General features: G+C 73.0%; 19 protein-coding genes. 9 read left to right on the top strand and 10 right to left on the bottom strand.

Annotated features, from left to right (window positions below; translation table 11 throughout):
- Positions 1-64 precede the first annotated feature (64 nt).
- Positions 65-739 carry a pentapeptide repeat-containing protein gene (locus OG429_RS18100; RefSeq protein WP_328926357.1) on the top strand — a complete coding sequence of 225 codons (675 nt, stop codon included), beginning with the start codon at positions 65-67 and terminating at the stop codon, positions 737-739.
- A 108-nt stretch (positions 740-847) separates the two neighbouring features.
- On the opposite strand, the gene OG429_RS18095 is transcribed toward OG429_RS18100, so the two are convergent.
- From OG429_RS18095 to OG429_RS18085, 3 genes are read right to left on the bottom strand one after another with little or no spacing between them, the layout of a single operon-like run.
- Entirely contained in the window at positions 848-1,351 is a 504-nt protein-coding gene (locus OG429_RS18095) for a hypothetical protein (RefSeq protein ID WP_328926356.1), read from the bottom strand.
- 56 nt (positions 1,352-1,407) lie between these two features.
- Positions 1,408-2,028, bottom strand: a complete 621-nt coding sequence (locus OG429_RS18090) for a response regulator transcription factor (protein WP_328926355.1) — start codon at positions 2,026-2,028, stop codon at positions 1,408-1,410.
- Positions 2,025-3,188: a sensor histidine kinase gene (locus OG429_RS18085; RefSeq protein ID WP_328926354.1), complete on the bottom strand. Its 1,164-nt coding sequence runs from the start codon at positions 3,186-3,188 to the stop codon at positions 2,025-2,027. Before OG429_RS18085 ends, OG429_RS18090 begins: the two co-directional genes overlap by 4 nt.
- 270 nt (positions 3,189-3,458) lie before the next feature.
- Here OG429_RS18085 and OG429_RS18080 point away from each other — a divergent pair, with 270 nt between their 5' ends.
- Together OG429_RS18080 and OG429_RS18075 are read left to right on the top strand one after the other, a co-directional pair.
- Positions 3,459-4,007, top strand: a complete 549-nt coding sequence (locus tag OG429_RS18080; protein ID WP_328926353.1) for a GlcG/HbpS family heme-binding protein — start codon at positions 3,459-3,461, stop codon at positions 4,005-4,007.
- A 30-nt stretch (positions 4,008-4,037) separates the two neighbouring features.
- On the top strand, positions 4,038-5,447 hold the full coding sequence (locus tag OG429_RS18075) for a M1 family metallopeptidase (protein WP_328926352.1): 1,410 nt from the start codon (positions 4,038-4,040) through the stop codon (positions 5,445-5,447).
- Between the two features lie 102 nt (positions 5,448-5,549).
- On the opposite strand, the gene OG429_RS18070 is transcribed toward OG429_RS18075, so the two are convergent.
- Positions 5,550-6,125 carry a TerD family protein gene (locus tag OG429_RS18070; RefSeq protein ID WP_328926351.1) on the bottom strand — a complete coding sequence of 192 codons (576 nt, stop codon included), beginning with the start codon at positions 6,123-6,125 and terminating at the stop codon, positions 5,550-5,552.
- Between the two features lie 155 nt (positions 6,126-6,280).
- Here OG429_RS18070 and arfB point away from each other — a divergent pair, with 155 nt between their 5' ends.
- Positions 6,281-6,706, top strand: coding sequence for an alternative ribosome rescue aminoacyl-tRNA hydrolase ArfB (gene arfB / locus OG429_RS18065; RefSeq protein WP_328926350.1), 426 nt, complete (start codon positions 6,281-6,283; stop codon positions 6,704-6,706).
- Positions 6,707-6,724: 18 nt separating this feature from the next.
- On the opposite strand, the gene OG429_RS18060 is transcribed toward arfB, so the two are convergent.
- Positions 6,725-7,294, bottom strand: coding sequence for a flavin reductase family protein (locus OG429_RS18060; protein WP_328926349.1), 570 nt, complete (start codon positions 7,292-7,294; stop codon positions 6,725-6,727).
- Between the two features lie 299 nt (positions 7,295-7,593).
- On the opposite strand from OG429_RS18060, the gene cdgB reads away from it, so the two are divergent.
- Positions 7,594-9,327: a diguanylate cyclase CdgB gene (gene cdgB, locus OG429_RS18055; protein ID WP_328926348.1), complete on the top strand. Its 1,734-nt coding sequence runs from the start codon at positions 7,594-7,596 to the stop codon at positions 9,325-9,327.
- 68 nt (positions 9,328-9,395) lie between these two features.
- Complete coding sequence (locus OG429_RS18050; protein WP_328926347.1) at positions 9,396-10,424, top strand: CBM35 domain-containing protein; 1,029 nt, start codon at positions 9,396-9,398, stop codon at positions 10,422-10,424.
- A 10-nt stretch (positions 10,425-10,434) separates the two neighbouring features.
- Here OG429_RS18050 and OG429_RS18045 read toward each other — a convergent pair whose 3' ends face one another.
- From OG429_RS18045 to OG429_RS18035, 3 genes are all read right to left on the bottom strand, one after another.
- Entirely contained in the window at positions 10,435-11,355 is a 921-nt protein-coding gene (locus OG429_RS18045; RefSeq protein ID WP_328926346.1) for a 1-phosphofructokinase family hexose kinase, read from the bottom strand.
- A 99-nt stretch (positions 11,356-11,454) separates the two neighbouring features.
- Positions 11,455-12,618 (bottom strand): N-acetylglucosamine-6-phosphate deacetylase, encoded by a 1,164-nt coding sequence (gene nagA, locus OG429_RS18040; protein ID WP_328926345.1) that lies wholly within the window; start codon positions 12,616-12,618, stop codon positions 11,455-11,457.
- The gene (locus tag OG429_RS18035) at positions 12,618-13,550 is read right to left on the bottom strand and encodes an ROK family protein (protein ID WP_328930325.1); all 933 of its coding nucleotides are present in this window, start codon (positions 13,548-13,550) and stop codon (positions 12,618-12,620) included. The genes nagA and OG429_RS18035 overlap by 1 nt, the downstream gene beginning before the upstream one ends.
- A gap of 175 nt (positions 13,551-13,725) precedes the next feature.
- On the opposite strand from OG429_RS18035, the gene OG429_RS18030 reads away from it, so the two are divergent.
- The 3 genes from OG429_RS18030 to otsB all read left to right on the top strand — a co-directional run bounded on the left by OG429_RS18030 (position 13,726) and on the right by otsB (position 16,313).
- Complete coding sequence (locus OG429_RS18030; protein ID WP_328926344.1) at positions 13,726-15,027, top strand: extracellular solute-binding protein; 1,302 nt, start codon at positions 13,726-13,728, stop codon at positions 15,025-15,027.
- Positions 15,028-15,194: 167 nt separating this feature from the next.
- Entirely contained in the window at positions 15,195-15,431 is a 237-nt protein-coding gene (locus OG429_RS18025) for a DUF3263 domain-containing protein (RefSeq protein WP_030031449.1), read from the top strand.
- Between the two features lie 33 nt (positions 15,432-15,464).
- Positions 15,465-16,313 (top strand): trehalose-phosphatase, encoded by an 849-nt coding sequence (gene otsB / locus OG429_RS18020; protein ID WP_328926343.1) that lies wholly within the window; start codon positions 15,465-15,467, stop codon positions 16,311-16,313.
- A gap of 8 nt (positions 16,314-16,321) precedes the next feature.
- On the opposite strand, the gene OG429_RS18015 is transcribed toward otsB, so the two are convergent.
- Positions 16,322-17,770: an alpha,alpha-trehalose-phosphate synthase (UDP-forming) gene (locus OG429_RS18015; protein ID WP_328926342.1), complete on the bottom strand. Its 1,449-nt coding sequence runs from the start codon at positions 17,768-17,770 to the stop codon at positions 16,322-16,324.
- A 46-nt stretch (positions 17,771-17,816) separates the two neighbouring features.
- The gene (locus tag OG429_RS18010; protein ID WP_328930324.1) at positions 17,817-18,767 is read right to left on the bottom strand and encodes a glucosyl-3-phosphoglycerate synthase; all 951 of its coding nucleotides are present in this window, start codon (positions 18,765-18,767) and stop codon (positions 17,817-17,819) included.
- Positions 18,768-18,799: the final 32 nt, after the last annotated feature.

The raw sequence follows: 18,799 nt of genomic DNA, 5'->3' as shown, positions 1-18,799 counted from the left end.
CAAGGCGCTGCCGGTACTGCCGGTACTGCCGGGTGTTGTCAGTGCGCTGCGCCACGATGGATCCATGGCGCGCAAAGGGCAGCAGGAGACGGTGAAGGCGGCGCGGCGGCCGCAGGTGCGGCTGCCGGAGCTGGCGGTGTGGCAGGGGGCCGGGCTGGAGCCGGACGGGGACTACGACGGGCTGGAGTTCGCGGATCTGGACCTGGCGGGGCAGGAGGGGGTCGGGGCCCGGTTCATGGACTGCGCGGTGCGCAGGTGCGCGCTGGACGAGGCGGGCCTGGCGAAGGCGCGGATCCTGGACTCGGTGCTGGAGGGGGTCCGGGGGGTGGGGACCGACCTGTCGGGGGCTTCGCTGCGGGACGTGGAGCTGGTGGACGCGCGGCTGGGCGGGGTGCAGTTGCACGGGGCGGTGCTGGAGCGGGTGGTGGTCCGGGGCGGCAAGATCGACTACCTGAACCTGCGGGAGGCACGGCTGCGCGACGTGGTCTTCGAGGGGTGCGTGCTCGTGGAGCCGGACTTCGCGGGCGCGGTGCTGGAGCGGGTGGAGTTCCGCGACTGCGCGCTGCGGGGGGTGGATTTCAACGGGGTGCGGATGACGGACGTGGATCTGCGGCCCGCCGGTGTGCTGGAGATCGCCCGGGGTGTGGAGGCCCTGGCCGGGGCCGTGATCAGCCCGGGGCAGCTGTTCGAGCTGGCCCCCGCGATGGCGGCGCAGCTGGGGGTGCGGGTGATCGCGTAGCGGGCCCTCGGGCCCGGGCGGCGGAGCCGCGCCCCAGCGTGTGCCGGGCCGTGCCGTGCCGTGCCGTGCCGGGCGAGGCCGGCCGGGCGGGCGAGGCCGGGGTACGGGTCAGGCCGGGACGCGGGGGAAGCGGGACTGGAGCATCCAGATCGCGGGGTTGTCGGCGAGGGCGTCGTGCATGTCGACGAGGTCGGCGATGAGGTCGTGCAGGAAGTCGCGGGCCTCGCGGCGCAGCAGGCGGTGGCTGAAGGTCAGCGGCTCCTCGTCGCCCGGCATCCAGTCGGCCTCGACGTCGACCCAGCCGAAGCGGCGCTCGAAGAGCATCCGGTCGGTGGACTCGGTGAAGTCGAGTTCGGCGTACTGGCGGTTGGCGGAGCGGCTGCCGCGCGGGTCCTGGTCGAGCTGCTCGACGATGTCGCACAGGGCCCAGGCGAAGTCCAGTACGGGCACCCATCCCCAGGCTGTGGACACTTCCCGGTCCGCGTTGGTGTCGGCGAGGTAGACGTCCCCGCAGAACAGGTCGTGACGCAGGGTGTGGACGTCCGCCGAGCGGTAGTCGGTCTGCGGGGGGTCGGGGAAGCGCCGGGAGAGGGAGTAGCCGATGTCGAGCACGTATCCGATGGTGTCACGGGTCCGGACGCGTCCCGACCTCCGGTGCCCCCCGCCGGTCAGGGCAGGAGGCGCTGTTCCTTCGCCACCGCGACGGCGCCCGCGCGGGTGTCGACGCCGAGCTTGTCGTAGATGCGGCCCAGGTGGGTCTTGACGGTGGCCTCGCTGATGAAGAGGGCGCGGGCGATGTCGCGGTTGCCGAGGCCGCGGGCCAGCTGGCCGAGGATGTCCAGTTCGCGGTCGGTCAGGGTGGGGCGGGTGCCGCGCATGTGCGCCATGACGCGGCTGGCCACGGGCGGGGAGAGGGTGGTGCGGCCCTGGGCCGCCGAGTGGATGGCGGCGAAGAGCTCCTCGGGGCGTTCCGCCTTGAGGAGGTAACCCGTCGCGCCCGCGCCGATGGCGCGGGTGATGTCGGCGTCCGTGTCGTAGGTGGTGAGGACCAGTACGTGCGGCGGCCTGGGGAGGGCGGTGATGCGGCGGGTGGCCTCGACCCCGTCGATGCCCTCGCCGAGCTGGAGGTCCATGAGGACCACGTCGGGGCGGAGCTTGGCGGCCAGGGCGACTGCCTCCTCGCCGCTGCCCGCCTCGCCGAGGACCTCGATGTCGGGCTCGCTGCCCAGGAGGGCCAGGAGTCCGGCGCGGACCACCACGTGGTCGTCGCAGAGCAGGATCGTCGTCATCCGGTGGGCTCCAGGGGGACGGCCGCGGAGAGGACGGTGCCCTCGCCCGGCGTGGATTCGACGGTCAGGGTGCCGCCGAGCTGGCGTACGCGGGCGCGCATGGCGGGGAGGCCGTGGCCGCGGTCCCCGGCTTCGCCCCGGGACTGTGTGAAGCCGTGGCCGTCGTCGGCGATGTCCAGGACCACCTGGTCGCCGAGGAAGCTCAGGGTGAGCGCGGCCGTCCGGGCGTCCGAGTGTTCGCGGACGTTGGCCAGCGCGCCCTGGGCTATGCGCAGCAGGGCGGACTGGACCCGGTCGGGGAGTGCGGCCGGGGTGCCTTCGAGGTGGAAGCGGACCTCGATGTCCGGGCCGGCGTCCAGGCCGCGCAGGGCGTCGGCGAGTCCGGTGCCGTCCGCGAGTTCGGCCGGGGCCAGGTCGTGGACCAGGCGGCGGGCCTCGGCGAGGCCGCGGGCGGCGATGCCGGTGGCGGTGCGGACGTGCGCGCGGGCCGTGGCGGGGTCCGTGTCCCAGGTGCGGTCGGCGGCCTGGAGGAGCATCTGCTGGCTGGAGAGGTTCTGGGCGAGGGTGTCGTGGATCTCCATGGACAGCCGCTGGCGTTCGGCGAGCGTGCCTTCGCGGCGTTCGGTGGCGGCCAGTTCGCGGCGGGTGCGGATCAGGTCGTCGATCAGCGCGCTCTGGGCCTGGGTCTGGCGCTCCATGTGCACGAAGACGGCGGTGGCGAGGGCGGCGACGGCGGGCGGGGCCAGGAGGAGGTTGGGGTCGAAGGACCCGGCCAGCTTCAGCTGGGCGATCACCACGAAGGCGGTGAGGAGGGCGACGAGGACGATCGCGGCGCGCGAGGGGAGGGTGCGCAGGGCGGTGAAGAAGAGCGGTACGGCGCACCAGGCGAAGCTCGGCGCGAGGACGACCAGGACCACCCAGGTGCTGACGATCAGCCCGAGCCAGAGGGTCCGCCGTGCGGTCGGGGCGGCGCCGACCGCGGGGCCGAGTACGTACAGGAGGGCCAGGGTGATGCTGAGGGCGATGACCCACGGCGTGCGGGGTTCGCCGGGGTGGTGGAGGAGGAAACGGGCCAGCGAGGCGCCGAGGAGCAGGAAGAACGCGGTGTGCGCGACCGTGGCCAGCGTGCGGGTGTCTGGCTTGCGCGCGGGGTGGCTCACCGGGGGCTCCTGGGGTGGGGGCGTACGTCCATTCTCGCCCGCGGCGCCGTTGCCCGGGCTCCGCCTCCGGCGGGGCCGGACGGACCGGCCGGGCCGGTCCGTCCGGCGTGACCAGCCAATACGGTCGTGGCGGCGATGCGCATCGACCGATCGGATGACCCCCGGGTCAGCCGCTGCGGCAGCCGGTGGCAGCCGGTACGCCGACGGGGTGGCGGGGGGTCCGGCGACAGGCTTGTACCAGTCACCGCGTCACCGTCCTCAGGAGCAGAGATGAACACCCGCACCCGCGTCCTCACCGGTACCGCCCTCGTCGCCCTGCTCGGCGCCGGGACCTTCGGCGCCGTCAGCGCCAGCGCCACCCCCGCCGCTCCGGCCGCCGCCTCCGCGAAGAAGGCCGAGCCGAGCGACAAGAACTTCACCACCTCGACGCACCTGACCGTCGACGCCGCCACCCGCGCCGCCCAGGCCGCGCTGCAGGCCGCCCAGAGCGAGAACCAGAAGGTGACGGTCGCGGTCGTGGACCGCAACGGCAACACCATCGTCACGCTCCGCGGCGACGGCGCGGGCCCGCAGTCCTACGAGTCGGCGCAGCGCAAGGCCTTCACCGCCGTGTCCTGGAACGCCCCGACCTCGGTGCTCGTGGGCCGCCTCGCCCAGACCCCGAACCTGAAGGACATCCCCGGCACCCTCTTCCTCGGCGGCGGTGCCCCGGTGCAGGCGGGCGGCGCCCCGGTCGCCGGTATCGGCGTGGCCGGCGCCCCGAGCGGCGACCTGGACGAGAAGTTCGCCAAGGCCGGCGTCGACGCCCTCGCCAAGTAGTCAGGATCCCGCCAGCCTAGGATCGAGTGCGTGGAACACCGCGCTCTTCCCCGCCTCGCCGCCCTTGCCGCAGCCGTCCTGCTCGCCCTCACCACGGGGTGTACGGGCGGCGCCGTGCAGGGGCGGCCGGGTGCTTCCGGGCTGCGCGACCCGTACTTCCCCAAGGCCGGCAACGGCGGCTACCAGGTCGAGCACTACGGGCTGGACCTGGACTACGACCCCGCCGACGGCCGGCTGCACGGCACGGCGGTGATCACTGCCCGCGCCGAGCAGGGGCTCAGCGCCTTCAACCTCGACCTCAGCGGCCTGAACGTCGAGGGCGTGACCGTGCAGGGCGCCGGGGCCCGGTACAACCGGACCGGCAACGAGCTGACCGTGCGCCCGGCCGAGGACCTGAAGAAGGGCGAGGTCTTCGTCACGGAGGTCGACTACTCCGGCAGGCCGAAGGCCCTCACCGACACCGACGGTGCCAAGGAGGGCTGGATCACCACGGACGACGGCGCGGTGGGCGTCGGCGAGCCGGTGGGTTCGATGGCCTGGTTCCCGGGCAACCACCACCCCAGCGACAAGGCCGCGTACGACATCACGATCACGGTGCCCCAGGGCTACGAGGCCGTGTCGAACGGCGAATTGCGCTCGCGGACCACCGACGCCGACGGGCGGACCGTGTTCGCGTGGCACAGCCCGGAGCCGATGGCGAGCTATCTGGCGACCGCCGTCGTCGGCAGGTACCGGGTGGAGACGGGGCGGACCGCGTCGGGGATCGCGCTGTACAACGCGGTGGCGCCCGATGAGGCGGCGGCGAGCGGGAAGGTCCTCGCGCGGCTGCCGGAGATGGTCGAGTGGGGCGCCGGCCGGTTCGGCCCGTACCCCTTCGGTACGGCGGGAGCGGTCGTGCTGCCCGCCGGGACCCTCGGCTATGCGCTGGAGACCCAGACCAAGCCCGTCTTCCCCGGCGCGACCGACGAGGAGACCCTGGTGCACGAGCTCGCCCACCAGTGGTTCGGCAACTCGGTGTCGCCGAAGTCCTGGAAGGACATGTGGCTCAACGAGGCCTTCGCGACGTACGCGGAGTGGCTGTGGGCCGAGGACCACGGCGGGACCACCGCACAGCAGGAGTTCGACGCGTTCCTGGCCGGCGACACGGACGTCGACGAGGACGCCGGCCCCGGCTGGGACGCCTTCCCGCCGGCCGCCCCGCCCGGGCCCGGGGACATCTCCGCGAGGCCGGTGTACGCGCGCGGCGCGATGGTGCTGCACCGGATCCGCCAGGAGGTGGGCGACGAGAAGTTCTTCGCCCTGCTGCGCGGCTGGGCGGCCGACCACCGGCACGGGAACGCGAGTACGGCCGACTTCACCGCCTACGCCGAGGAGAAGACCGGGCACGACCTGAAGAAGGTCTGGGACGTGTGGCTGTACGGGACGGACCGCCCCAGGTAGCCCTCACGGGCGATCACCCGCCTGGCCGCCCCACGGCGAAGCCCCCTCCCCGGCCGGGAGGGGGCTTGTGCCGCGGCGGTGACGTCCGCCGCGGGGCGGGACTCAGACGTTGACGCCGAAGTCCTGCGCGATGCCGGTGAGGCCGGAGGCGTAGCCCTGGCCGACCGCGCGGAACTTCCACTCGGCGCCGTTGCGGTAGAGCTCGCCGAAGACCATGGCGGTCTCGGTCGCCGCGTCCTCGGAGAGATCGTAGCGGGCGATCTCGGCGCCGCCGGCCTGGTTCACGACGCGGATGTACGCGTTGCGGACCTGGCCGAAGTTCTGGCTGCGGGCCTCGGCGTCATAGATGGAGACCGGGAAGACGATCTTGTCCACGTCGGCCGGGAGGCCGGCGAGGTTGACCTTGATGGCCTCGTCGTCGCCCGCGCCCTCGCCGGTGCGGTTGTCACCGGTGTGGACGATGGTCTGGTCCGGGGTGGACTTGTTGTTGAAGAAGACGAAGTGGCCGTCGGAGACGACCTTGCCCGTCGCGTTGACGGCGATGGCCGAGGCGTCGAGGTCGAAGTCGACACCGGTGGTCGTACGGACGTCCCAGCCGAGGCCGACCGTGACGGCAGCGAGGCCGGGGGCCTCCTTCGTGAGCGAGACGTTGCCGCCCTTGGACAGGCTGACAGCCATGGGAATGTCCCTTTCCTCATCCGACATGCACGTACAGGCGGTCAAGTTACCGCTCACCCCTATAACGCCACGAGGGGCCCGGCGGGTTCCCGTGTGAAATCAGGGTGACGGAAATGAGGGTGACGGGGCGGGGGCGGGCACGGATCATAGGAGGCATGTCTGGTCCCCATGTCATCCGCGGTTCGGTCGTGCTCCCCGAGGGCGAGCTCGCCTGGCGTTTTTCGCGGTCCTCCGGACCGGGCGGCCAGCACGTGAACACCTCGGACTCCCGCGTGGAGCTGCTCTTCGACCTGGCGGCGACGAACGCGCTGCCCGAGGTGTGGAAGGCGCGGGCGCTGGAGCGGCTCGCCTCCCGTCTGGTCGACGGGGTGGTGACCGTACGGGCCTCCGAGCACCGCTCGCAGTTCCGCAACCGGGAGATGGCGCTGGTCCGGCTGGCTTCGCTGCTGGCCGAGGCGACGGCGCCGCCGCCGAAGCCGCGCCGGCCGACGAAGATCCCCCGGGGGATCAACGAGCGGCGGCTGCGGGAGAAGAAGGCGCGGGCCGAGACCAAGCGGGGCCGGACCGGGCGGGATTGGTAGGGCCGCCCCTGCGCGGGACTACTGGCCCAGGTGCCGGTAGCGGCCGCGGAAGTACGTCAGCGGCTGTCCGTCCGGAGAGGGCATGGCGGCGGTCAGGACGCGACCGATGACCAGGGTGTGGTCGCCCGCTTCGACGCGGTTCTCCGTACGGCATTCGAGGGTGGCCAGCGCGCCGCTCAGCAGCGGTGCGCCCGATGCCTCGCCGCGTACGCAGGGGAGGTCGGCGAAGAGCAGCCGGTCGCTGATCCGGCCCTTCATGGCGAAGCGGCCGGCGACCTGGAGCTGGTGGTCCGCGAGGAGCGAGACCGCCCACAGCGGCTGCTCCGCGAGCAGGTCGTCCATCCGGGAGCCCTCGCGCAGGCTCACCACCACGAGGGGCGGATCCAGGGACACGGACATGAAGGCGGTCGCCGTCATGCCGACGTCCTCGCCGCGCGGGCCGTCCGCCGTCAGGGGGGTCTCGTGCGCGGTGATCAGGCACACGCCCGCCGCCAGCCGGGACATGGCTGCCCGGAACTCGTCGTTGCTCACCCCCTCAGCATGGGGGCTGGCATCGGGCAGGGTGGTCACGGGCGTCGTCTTCAGCACGCTGGAACGCTAATCCCGCCCTCCGGCGCGCACATCGGGCCCTGGTCCGAGTCGCGTCCCCGCCCCTCGGCCTAGGCCCCGGCGTATCGTTTGCTCACGAAAATACGAGGGAGCGCTCCCCGTGGTGACGCCCAGCAGCACGCCGTTATTCATCTCATGTGACTTGAGTCACAGAGGGCAAGATTTGTTGACCCTGTGTACCTGCGGCACAGCTCACTGTGATTCAGTGGACGGGACACCGCAACGAAACGCCGATGACAAACCTGGAGTTGCTGTCGAGGTCTCGGGGAGAGCGAGCAATGGAGACCGAGTCGGAGCCGTACGTCCGTCTTGCGACCCTGCGGCAGCTGCACCGGGTGGTGGCCCAGCTCAATACGGCCAGGAGCCTGGCGGACACTCTGCAGACCGTCGTGGACGGCATCGTCGTGGGCCTCGGCTACGAACTCGCCTGTGTCAACCTCGTACGCCCCGACGGTGATCTGGTCGTCGCCGCCTTCGCGGGCGACCCCGCCGCTGAGGCCCTCATCACCGGCCGCGTCGGCTCCCGCAGTTCCTGGGAACGCCGCCTGACGATGGGTGAGAACTGGGACGGCCTCCGCTTCATCCCGCACACCGAGGGCTGGGTGCTCATGGAGGACGACGTCCCCCAGTGGCACACGGAGGGCCCCGAGCCGCGCTTCGAGGACGAGTGGCACCCCGAGGACCGGCTCTATGCGCCGATGTATGCGTCCGGAGGGGAACTTCTGGGTGTCATTTCGGTGGACAGACCGCGCAACGGCCGCCGGCCCGGCGCCTGGGGCCGCGAGGCGCTCCAGATGTACGCCTTCCAGGCGGCGATTGCGATCAGCAATGCCCGGCTCCGCGCGAACATGCAGCGCGCCCTGGTCCGGCTGGAGCGCGAGCAGCAGGCACTGCGGGCCAGTGAAGAGTCGTTCCGCCAGGCCTTCGAGTACGCGCCGAGCGGCATGGCCATCGCCGAGATGGGCGGGGACCAGCACGGCCGGCTGCTGCGGACCAATGACGCGCTGTGCCGGCTGCTGGGCCGCCCGGCGTCGGTGCTGCGCCGCTACTCCTTCTCCGACCTGGTCCACCCCGAGGACATCGGCACCCTGCTGCGGACCTCCGCCGAGGGCGGCCGCGCCGAGCTGCGCCTGGGCCGGCGCGACGGCACGTACGTATGGGTCTCCCTGCGCAACTCGGTCGTCGCCGACGCCGCCGACGGCCCGCGGTTCCTGCTCACGCACGTCGAGGACATCGAGGAGCGCAAGCGGCACGAGCTCCAGCTCGCCCACCGCGCCAGCCACGACTCGCTGACCGGCCTGCCCAACAGCGCCGAGCTGCGGTCCCGGCTCGGCGCGCGGCTGTGCCGCAGGCCGCAGTCGGTGCGGGCCACCGCCGTGGAGGCCCTGGACGCGGCCTACGAGGGACGCGAGGCGCACGCCGGGCACGGCGACGGGTACGAGGTACGGGGCGAGGCGGGTGGTGCCGGTGAGCACCGCTTTCAGGCCGACGGCCCCGACCGGTTCACGGGGTCCGAGCCCCTGGAGTACGCCGGGACGCTGCCCGCCCAGGCGGACGGCCCGTACGACCACCACGTGCACACCGTGGCGCCGACGACGGACATCGACGACGGGACGAAGGGGCTCGCGGTGCTCTTCTGCGACCTCGACGGCTTCAAGTCGATCAACGACCGGTTCGGGCACCACACGGGCGACGCGGTCCTGATCGAGGTGGCCCGACGGCTCACGACGGGCGTCAGGGACGGTGACACCGTCGCCCGGCTGGGTGGTGACGAATTCGTCGTCCTCGCCGACGGGCTGGGCGCGGCGGACGCCGCCGATCTCGCCGTCCGGCTGCGCAGCGCGATCATCCCGCCGATCCGGGTCGACGGCCGTGCGGTGCGTGTCGGAGCCAGTTTCGGCATCGGCTGGGCCAGCTGCGGCATGTCGGCGGACGAGGTGCTGCGCTCGGCCGACCAGCGGATGTACATCGAGAAGAGGTCCCGCTCCAAGGCGCACCGCCGGGCCGGCTGAGGCGATCGGGCGCCCGTGGGCGCACCTGTTCGGGGTAGGCTCCCGGGGGTCGAAAGGAGTGACCTGCGATGACTACGCCCGCGAACAACGGCCCGCACGGTGGGGCGAACAAGCCCGAGGACGACGATCCGTTCGGCTATCTCTACGCGGACGGCCAGGAGGCCGGAGCCGCCCCGCCCACGTCGGGCGGTGGATACGGCTACCCGGGGCCCGGGGCAGGCGGTCCTTCCGGCGCGCAGCCCGGTGTTCCCCGTACCTCCCACCACCAGGTGCGGACGGTGGGCGAGCGCAGGAACGCCGGCGCCCAGCGCGGCCAGGTGCCCGCGCAGCAGCCGCCCTACCAGGCGCAGTACCAGGCCCCTGAGGCGCTCCAGGCGGGCGGCTACGGCGTTCCGCCGCAGCAGCAGTCCCCGCAGCACCAGACGCAGACGATCGCGCCCCCTGGCGGCCACGGCGGCCACGGCGGCGGTGGCGGTTCCAGCCGCAAGGGTCTGCTCATCGCGGCCGTCGCGGTGGTCGGCGCGGTCGTGATCGGCATCGGCGCGGCCGTCGCCTTCGGCGACAAGGACAAGGACAAGAAGGGCGACAACGCGACGGGCGGCAAGCAGCAGTCGGCCGCCCCGCAGAACCCGTCGTCCCCGGCCCCGAGCGACTCCCCGCAGCCGACCGAGGCGGAGCTGCCGAAGGCGGACTTCGCCGGCGCCGGCATGTCCCTCACGGGCGGTGCGCTGCTGCAGAACACGGTGCCGGGCGCCAAGAGTTCGGGAGGCCAGTACGTGGGCGGCCTGAACCAGCTGGGTGCGGCGGCCACATGGACGCTGGACGTCCCCAAGGCGGGCCAGTACAAGCTGAAGATGACCTACGGGGTGCCGGGCAAGGACGCCAACACCACGCTGACCATCAACGGCGAGGTGCAGACCCGGCCGATCAACATGAAGAACTTCTCGAAGGCCCCCGAGGGCGACTGGGCCAAGGGCTGGACCAACACGTACTCGCTCGTGCAGCTCAAGCAGGGCTCGAACACGATCAGGATCTCGTGCGAGGCCGGCAACCAGTGCGACGTGAACCTCGACCAGCTCTGGCTCGAAAAGGGGTGAGACGGAGGCCCTAGCCGGCCGCCGTCACCTTCACCGACCCCCGTACCTCCTCGTAGGTGCGGGGGTCGAACTCTCCCGCCGCCGGGGCGTGGACCGTGGCCGCCGAGAGGGCGACCGCGCGGGCGAGGCGCTCGGGCCAGTCCAGGCCCTCCGTCAGGCCCGACAGCAGGCCCGCGACCGCGGAGTCGCCCGCCCCGGTGGGGTTGCCGGCCAGGGCGCGCGGCGGGGCGGCCTGCCAGGTGCCCTCGGGGGTGGCGGCCAGCAGCCCGGCCGGGCCGAGCGAGGTGATCACCGCGTGGGCGCCCCGGCGGCGGGCGTCGCGGGTGGCGGGGAGCGGTTCGCGCGATCCGGTCAGCTCGGCCAGCTCGGCGGCGTTCGGCTTGATCATCTCGGGGCGGGCGGCGACCCCGCGGCGCAGGGCCTCGCCGCTGGTGTCCAGGAGGACCGGGATCCCGGCCGCGCGGGCGGCCCGAACGAGCACCGCGTACGCGCCCACCGGCACGCCGGGCGGCAGGCTCCCGCACAGGGCCACGGCGCGGGCTCCGGCCAGCAGGGCCTCGTAGTGGGCCAGGAAGCCCGCCCACTCCGCGGGCGTGATCAGCGGGCCCGGTTCGTTGAACTGCGTGGTGTCGCCGGAGGCGTCGTCGGCCACGGCCAGGGTGCGGCGCGTGGTGCCCGCGCAGGGGAGCAGGGCGTCCACCACGCCCGGGGACTGCGCGAGCAGCTCCCGGACGACATCACCGACCGGGCCGCCCGCGAAGCCGGTGGCCGTCACCTCGTGGCCGAGGGCGGCCAGGACGCGGGCCACGTTGATCCCCTTGCCGCCGGGGCGCTCGGAGACCGCGGCGACCCGGTGCGAGGCGTGCGGGAGCAGCCTCGGCACGCGGTAGGTCACGTCGAGCGCGGTGTTGAGCGTCACGGTCAGGATCATGGGCACCCCCGGGTCTGTTGCTGCCGGGATCATGCCAAAGAGAAGGCGGTCGGCCCAGTCCTGGGGGCGACCGCCTTCCTCCGTACAGCCGGTTGGCCGTCAGGAACCGTCCCCGGGGACCGGGCTGACGATCCATTCGCCGCGCCGCATGACGCCCTTGAGGTCGAACGAGGCGTCCAGGACGACCAGGTCCGCGTACTTGCCGGGCTCCAGCGAGCCGATCTCGTCGTACAGGCCGAGCAGCTTGGCCGGGTTGGCGGAGATCGCCTGGACCACGGACTCCACCGGCAGCTTGTCCAGGGTGACCGAACGCTTGAAGGCCGTGTCCAGGGTCAGGGTCGAACCGGCGATGGAGCCGCCCTCGACGAGGCGGGCCACGCCCTCCTTGACCTCGACCTCCAGCGGGCCGAGGTGGTAGGTCCCGTCGCCGAAGCCGGCCGCGTCCATCGCGTCGGTGATCAGCGCGACCCGGTGCGCGCCCGCGTGGTGGAAGGCCAGTTCCAGCATGGCGGGGTGCAGGTGCGTGCCGTCGTTGATCAGCTCGACGGTGACCCGCTCGTCCTCCAGCAGCGCCGCGATCGGGCCGGGGGCGCGGTGCGCGAGGCCGGGCATCGCGTTGAAGAGGTGGGTGGCCACGGTCGCGCCCGCGTCGATGGCCTGGCGCGTCTGGTCGTACGTGGAGTCCGTGTGGCCGACTGCGGCGATGACCCCGTGCTCGGCCAGCAGCCGTACGGAGTCCAGGCCGCCCGGCAGTTCGGTCGCGAGCGTGAACATCCGGGCGGCGCCGTGCGCGGCGTCGACGAGCTTGCGGACCTCGGCCGGGTCGGGGTCGCGCAGCAGCTCCTCCTTGTGCGCGCCCTTGCGGCAGGCGTTGATGAACGGCCCCTCGAAGTGGATGCCCGCGATCTCGCCCTGCTGGGTCAGTTCGGCCAGCAGCCCGGCCCGCCGGGCCAGTTCGTCCAGGTCCCCGGTGACGGTGGAGGCGACCAGGGTGGTGGTCCCGTGCTCGCGGTGGGTGCGGACGCCCGTCAGGACCTCCTCGGCGGTGCCGGAGGTGAACGAGGCGCCGCCGCCGCCGTGGTTGTGCATGTCGACGAAGCCGGGGACGATCCAGTGCCCGGACAGGTCCACGACCCGCACGTCCTCCCGGGCACTGCCGGCGATGCGGTCACCGTCGACAATGACCCGCCCGTTGGCCACGGCCCCGGTGGGCAGCACCACCCTGGCGCCGGAGAGAACAGTGCTGTGCGCGCTTCCGGACATCAGGCAGGTACCTCCGTGGCGAGTAGGTCCCAGGCGAGCAGCCCTGCGCCCAGGCATCCGGCGGTGTCCCCGAGGGCCGCCGGAACGATGTGGGGGAGCCGCTGGAACGTCACGCGCTCCTCCACGGCCGTCCGTAGTGGTGTGAACAAGGTTTCCCCGGCCTCGGCGAGCCCGCCACCGATGATCAGAGTGCGCGGGTCCAGCAGGGTGATGGCGGTGACCAGCCCGTCGGCGAGGGCGCCGACGGCGGCCAGCCACACCTCCCGGGCGCGCGCGTCGCCGGATTCGACGGCCTCGGCACAGTCCGCCGCGTCGGCGTCGGGGTCGCCGGAGGCGGCCGCCCAGGCGCGGCTGACGGCGGAGGCGGAGGCGAGCGTCTCCAGGCAGCCGTGCTGGCCGCAGCCGCAGGCGGGGCCGCCGGGGCGGACCACGATGTGGCCGATCTCGCCCGCGTAGCCGTGGGCGCCGGCCTCGATGCGGCCGCCGATGCCGATGGCTCCGGCGATGCCGGTGCCCAGCGGCACGAACAGGAAGCGGTCGGCTCCGCGGCCCGCGCCGATGCGGCCTTCGGCGAGTCCGCCCGTGCGCACGTCGTGGCCGAGGGCCACCGGGATGCCGCCGAGGCGCCGGCCGAGCAGGGCGCGCATCGGTACGTCGCGCCAGCCCAGGTTCGCCGCGTAGACGGCGATCCCGTTCTCGGCGTCGACGATGCCGGGGACGGCGACCCCGGCGGCCGAGGCGGGCTGTGCGAACTGCTCCCGGCCGATGTCGAGGAGCTCGGCGGCGAAGTTCTGGATCGTCTCGACGACGGCGTCGGGGCCCCGCTCGCGACCGGTGGCGCGGCGCGCCTCGTGCAGCAGGGTGCCGTCGGCGGCGACCAGGGCGGCCTTCATCCCGGTGCCGCCCACATCGAGGGCGATGACGTGTTTCACGGGTTTCACAGGGGACAGTCTCGCGTGCTCGACGGGGAAAGGTCTAGTCCATTGGAAGGGATTGTTGAGCGGCCCAACAAATTCGGGACCCGGTCCGGATCCGGATGTGAACGAGCCGCCAAAGTGGTGTAGACCTTACGTGGATCGTACGTACAACTAGGGGTGGACGAGAACTGTGAAGCGCCGATACCTGAGCCTGGCCGCGTCCGGCGCCGCACTGAGCCTGACGGCGGTCACGCTGACGGGCTGCGGAGCGCTCGGCGGACTCACCGGGAACAACGAGGTGACCCTGCGGGTCGTGGCGGCCGAGTACGGGGACAATCCGCAGAACTCGTCCGCGACGTACTGGAAGACGCTCGCCGACGGCTTCGAGAAGTCCAATCCGGGCATCAAGGTCGAGGTCAGCGTCTACTCCTGGTCGGAGGTCGACGCCAAGGTCGCCGAGATGGTCAAGGCCGGCAAGGCCCCCGACATCGCGCAGATCGGCGCCTACGCCGACTACGCGGCGGCGGGCAAGCTGTACACGGCGGATGAGCTGCTCTCCGTCAAGACCGAGGCCGACTTCCTCGCGCCGCTCGCCGACGCGGGCAAGGTCAAGCGGATCCAGTACGGCCTGCCCTTCGTGGCCAGCACCCGGCTGCTCTTCTACAACGAGAAGCTCCTGACCGACGCCGGGGTCATCGCGAAGGACGCCAAGAACGGCTGGCAGCCCAAGAGCTGGGCGGAGCTGGAGGCGGCCGCGAAGAAGCTCAAGGGCGCCGGGGTCCAGACCCCCTTCGCGCTGCCGCTGGGCCGCGAGGAGGCGCAGGCCGAGACGATGATGTGGATGCTCGCGGGCGGTGGCGGCTACACCGACAACGAGGAGCAGTACTCCATCGACTCCGCGGAGAACGTCAAGGCCCTGGAGTTCCTGCGGGACAAGATGGTCGGACAGGGGCTGACCGGGCCGGGCGAGCCGGGTAAGACGAACCGGCAGGACGCCTTCGACGCCTTCACGCGCGGCGAGGTCGGCATGCTCAACGGCCACCCCACGCTGATCAAGCAGGCGGCCGGGAAGGGCGTCAAGTTCGGCATGGTGACCATGCCGACCATCGACGGCGCCGATCACTCGGCGATGGGCGTCGCGGACTGGGTGATGGCCTTCAAGAACGGCCACCCGAAGGAGTCCGGCAAGTTCCTGGACCAGCTGTACGAGGCGAAGAACGTGACCGCCTTCACCAACATGTACGACCTGCTCCCGGTCACCACCACCGGCTACCGGGCGGTGCAGTCCGGCAAGGGCGGCGCCGCACCGCAGCTGAAGACCTTCCTGGAGGCGCTGCCGAGCTCGCGGCTCTACCCGGTCGGCAAGAAGTCCTGGGCGGGCGTCAGCGAGGACATCAAGCAGAACATAGGCAAGTCCGTCCAGCCGGGCGGGAAGCCGGACGAGGTGCTGGAGGAGATCGCCGGGACGGCGCGGACGGCGGACCTGCGCTGACGCGGGGCGGGCCGCGGCGGCGACTGGCCGCGGCGACTGGCCGGGGCGGCGGCCGGGGCGGCGGCCGGGGCGGCGGCCGGGGCGGCGGCCGGGGCGGCGGCCGGGGCGGCGGCCGGGGCGGCCCGGGCGGTCGGGCCCGTGTCGGTGGGCGGCGTTAATCTGGCCGTATGACGGACGAGGGGCAGCTGACGGCCACGGAGGCCGCGGTGCTCGCGTACGAGGGACGCACGTGGCCCGGGCCCGGGGCCAAGGAGCGCGCGATACGGGAGGGGCTGGGGATGACCCCGGTCCGCTACTACCAGCTGCTCAACGCGCTGATGGACGACCCCCGCGCGCTGGCGCACGCCCCGGGCACGGTGAACCGCCTGCGCCGGATCCGCGAGGCCCAGCGGGCCAGGCGATAGCCGTCACGCGGCTGGGCCGTTAGGGTCGTCCGTATGGGGAGCCATCCGCACGACTTGCCGATGCCCGTCACCGCAGCCGGACGCGAGGGACTCGAAGCCCTGCTCCGCGCACCCCGCCGGTCCGTGGTCGCCCTGGACTTCGACGGGACCCTCGCCGACATCGTCCCGGACCCGGACCAGGCCCGGGCCCACCCCGGAGCCGTACCCGCCCTGGCCGCGCTGGCCCCCGAGGTGGCCTCGGTGGCCGTGGTCACCGGCCGGCCGGCGGGCGTCGCCGTCCGCTACGGGGGCTTCGCCGGGGTCCCCGGACTGGAACACCTGGTGGTCCTCGGCCACTACGGGGCCGAACGCTGGGACGCCGTCACCGGGATAGTCCACGCCCCCGCCGAACACCCCGGGGTGGCGGCGGTCCGGGCCGAGCTGCCGGGATTCCTGGACTCGATCGGGGCCTGGCGGGGCACCTGGATCGAGGAGAAGGGCCGGGCGCTGGCGGTCCACACCCGCCGCGCCGAGGACCCGGAGGCGGCCTTCGCGGCGCTCCGGGAACCCCTGGCCGAGCTGGCCGCGCGGCACGGGCTGATGGTCGAACCGGGCCGGGCCGTGCTGGAGCTCAGGCCGCCGGGCACGGACAAGGGCGTCGCCCTGACGGAGTTCCTCGCGGAGAAGGACGCGGGGCCGGTGCTGTACGCGGGCGACGACCTGGGCGACCTGGCCGCGTACTCGGCGGTCGAGAAGCGCCGGGCCGACGGCCTGCCGGGGCTGCTGGTGTGCAGCGGCTCCGCCGAGGTCCCGGAGCTCGCCGCCCGCGCCGACCTGGTCCTGCCGGGCCCCGGCGCGGTGGCGTCCTTCCTGGCCGCCCTTGCCGAGGCCCTGCGCTCCTGACCCGCGGGTCAGCCCTGGAGGTCCGCGAGTTGGGCCGTGAACCACTGGGCCGGGGGGAGGGCGGTGGCCGCCGCCGCCAGGCGCTTCGTGCGGTCCGCGCGCTCGGCGTCCGGCATGGACAGCGCCGCGTGCAGCGCCTCGGCCGTCTGCGTCACGTCGTACGGGTTCACCGTCAACGCGTCCTGGCGGAGCTCCTCGTACGCCCCCGCCCCGGTCGACAGCACCAGCACGCACCCCGCCTCCGACACCACCGGGATCTCCTTCGCCACCAGGTTCATCCCGTCCCGCACCGGGTTCACCAGCGCGACGTCCGCCATCCGGTACGCCGCGAGCGAGCGCGCGAAGTCGTCCTGCACGGACACGTGCACCGGCCGCCAGTCCGCCGTGCCGAACTCCGCGTTCACCGCGGCCGCCAGCTCCCGCACCGACTCCGTGTAGTCCCGGTACACCTTCAGGTCCTGCCGGGACGGGTACGCGGACGCCAGGTGCACCACCCGGCCGCGCCATTCGGGGTGCGTGGTCAGCAGCTCCCGGTAGGCGAGGAGCCCGCGCACGATGTTCTTCGACAGCTCCGTCCGGTCCACCCGGACGATCGTCTTCAGGTCGCCGACCTCCGCCCGCAGCGCCGCCAGCTTGTCCTCCACCTCCGGCCGGTGCGCCAGCTCGCGCAGCTCGTCCGCGTCGACCCCGAGCGGGTACTTGGTCACGTGCGTGAACCGGGCCTCGCCGCCGGCCTTGATGTGCTTCACCCCGCGCAGCGGGTCATCCCCGCTCGGCAGGTGGGTCCGCGCGATGCCGCTCGCGTCCTCGAACTGCGCGCTCGTGATGAAGGCGAGCGCCCAGCTGTAGGTGTGGAAGCCCAGCCGGTCCGCCCCGAGCATCCCCCACACCAACTCCCGGCGGATGTCGTCCGGGAGCATGTCCATGAACTGCCGCGCGGCCCACGGCGTGTGCGTGAAGTGCCCGATCCGCAGGTCCGGCCGCAGCTCCCGCAACTGCCCCGGCACGAGCGCCAGGTGGTAGTCCTGCACCAGGACGCTGGCGCCCTCCGCGGCCTCCTCGGCCAGCGCCGCCGCGAAGGCCCGGTTGTACTCCACGTAGGACCCCCACTGACGGCGGAACGCCGCGTCGAAGACCGGCGTGCGCGGGATGTCGTACAGGTGGTGGTGGGTGAACCACAGCACCGAGTTCGCGATGCCGTTGTACGCGTCGTCGTACACCGTGGGATCGATGTCCAGCATCCGGACACCGGGCTCGGCCACGCCCCGGCGGACCGCCTCCCGGTCCGCCTCCGACAGGGCCGCGCAGATCCACACCGCGTCCGGCTGCTCCGCCAGCGCCGCGGAGAGTCCGGAGACGAGACCGCCCCCGCCGCGCCGGGCACTGAGCGTGCCCTCGGCGGAGAGGGCGTACGAGAGCGGGCCGCGGTTGGCGGCGACGAGCACCTGAGAAGCCATGCGGCGAACCTAGCCCGGCCCGGGTCCGCTCAAACCGTTCCCCGCGTCACGCCGCGTGGCGCACCGCGTACTCCTTCACGCCCGCCATCGGCGGCCGCTCCTCCGTGTCCACCGCGTACGTCCGCGGCACGAACCCCTGCGGCCCCCGTTCGAACTGCGTCAGCTCCGGCCGCACCAAGTGGCCGCGCGAGAGCCGCAGCTGCGCCGTGCGGTATATCGCCGCGGCCATCCGGCCCAGCGCCTGCCCGTCCTGGTGGCGGTGGACCCGTACGCCCACGTCCACCTGGGCCAGCGCGTCCAGCCCGACCGTGTGCAGCGCGTCCACCAGCAGGCCCAGCTCGACGCCGTACCCGACGGGGAACGGCAGCCGCTCCAGCAGGGAGCGGCGTACGGCGTACTCGCCGCCCAGCGGCTGGACGAAACCGGCGAGCTGCGGCCAGTGCAGGTTGAGCAGCGGGCGCGCCACCAGCTCCGTCACCCGGCCGCCCTGGCCGGGGGTGTCGCCCAGCGGGCGGTCGTACATCGCCTTGACGAACTGCACGTCCGGTTCGGTCAGCAGCGGCCCCACGATCCCGGAGACGAAGTCGGCCGAGAAGTCCCGCAGGTCGGCGTCGACGAAGCAGACGATGTCCCCGTCGGTGGCCAGCAGGGAGCGCCACAGCACCTCGCCCTTGCCGGGCAGCGCCGGGATCCGCGGCAGGATCTCGTCGCGGTGCACCACGCGGGCGCCGGCCTTCGCCGCCACCTCGGCCGTCCGGTCGCTGGAGCCCGAGTCGACCACCACTAGTTCGTCCACCAGGGGGAACGGCAGTCCCTCGATCAGCTCGCGCCGGATCACCTCGACGATCGCGCCGACGGTGGCCTCCTCGTCGAGCGCGGGCAGCACCACGCTGACCGTGGTCCCAGCCGCCCGTTTCCGGTCCAGCAGCTGGTCGAGCGGTCGGTCGGCGGCGGACCAGGAGCGGTCTGCCAGCCAGCGCTCCACCTCTTCCAGCACCCTCGGTACTCCCTGCATCGTCACTTGTTTGG

The organism is Streptomyces sp. NBC_00190 (genome assembly GCF_036203305.1).
GTDB lineage: Bacteria > Actinomycetota > Actinomycetes > Streptomycetales > Streptomycetaceae > Streptomyces.
Note: the sequence above shows the minus strand (reverse complement) of the source record. Positions and strands in the feature narration are given on the sequence as shown.

Bases quoted from the DNA above. Each gene is read 5' to 3' on its own strand.
- OG429_RS18100 (WP_328926357.1), top strand. From the start codon at position 65: ATGGCGCGCAAAGGGCAGCAGGAGACGGTGAAGGCGGCGCGGCGGCCG.
- OG429_RS18090 (WP_328926355.1), bottom strand. From the start codon at position 2,028: ATGACGACGATCCTGCTCTGCGACGACCACGTGGTGGTCCGCGCCGGA.
- OG429_RS18080 (WP_328926353.1), top strand. From the start codon at position 3,459: ATGAACACCCGCACCCGCGTCCTCACCGGTACCGCCCTCGTCGCCCTG.
- OG429_RS18070 (WP_328926351.1), bottom strand. From the start codon at position 6,125: ATGGCTGTCAGCCTGTCCAAGGGCGGCAACGTCTCGCTCACGAAGGAG.
- arfB (WP_328926350.1), top strand. From the start codon at position 6,281: ATGTCTGGTCCCCATGTCATCCGCGGTTCGGTCGTGCTCCCCGAGGGC.
- cdgB (WP_328926348.1), top strand. From the start codon at position 7,594: ATGGAGACCGAGTCGGAGCCGTACGTCCGTCTTGCGACCCTGCGGCAG.
- OG429_RS18050 (WP_328926347.1), top strand. From the start codon at position 9,396: ATGACTACGCCCGCGAACAACGGCCCGCACGGTGGGGCGAACAAGCCC.
- OG429_RS18045 (WP_328926346.1), bottom strand. From the start codon at position 11,355: ATGATCCTGACCGTGACGCTCAACACCGCGCTCGACGTGACCTACCGC.
- nagA (WP_328926345.1), bottom strand. From the start codon at position 12,618: ATGTCCGGAAGCGCGCACAGCACTGTTCTCTCCGGCGCCAGGGTGGTG.
- OG429_RS18025 (WP_030031449.1), top strand. From the start codon at position 15,195: ATGACGGACGAGGGGCAGCTGACGGCCACGGAGGCCGCGGTGCTCGCG.
- otsB (WP_328926343.1), top strand. From the start codon at position 15,465: ATGGGGAGCCATCCGCACGACTTGCCGATGCCCGTCACCGCAGCCGGA.
- OG429_RS18015 (WP_328926342.1), bottom strand. From the start codon at position 17,770: ATGGCTTCTCAGGTGCTCGTCGCCGCCAACCGCGGCCCGCTCTCGTAC.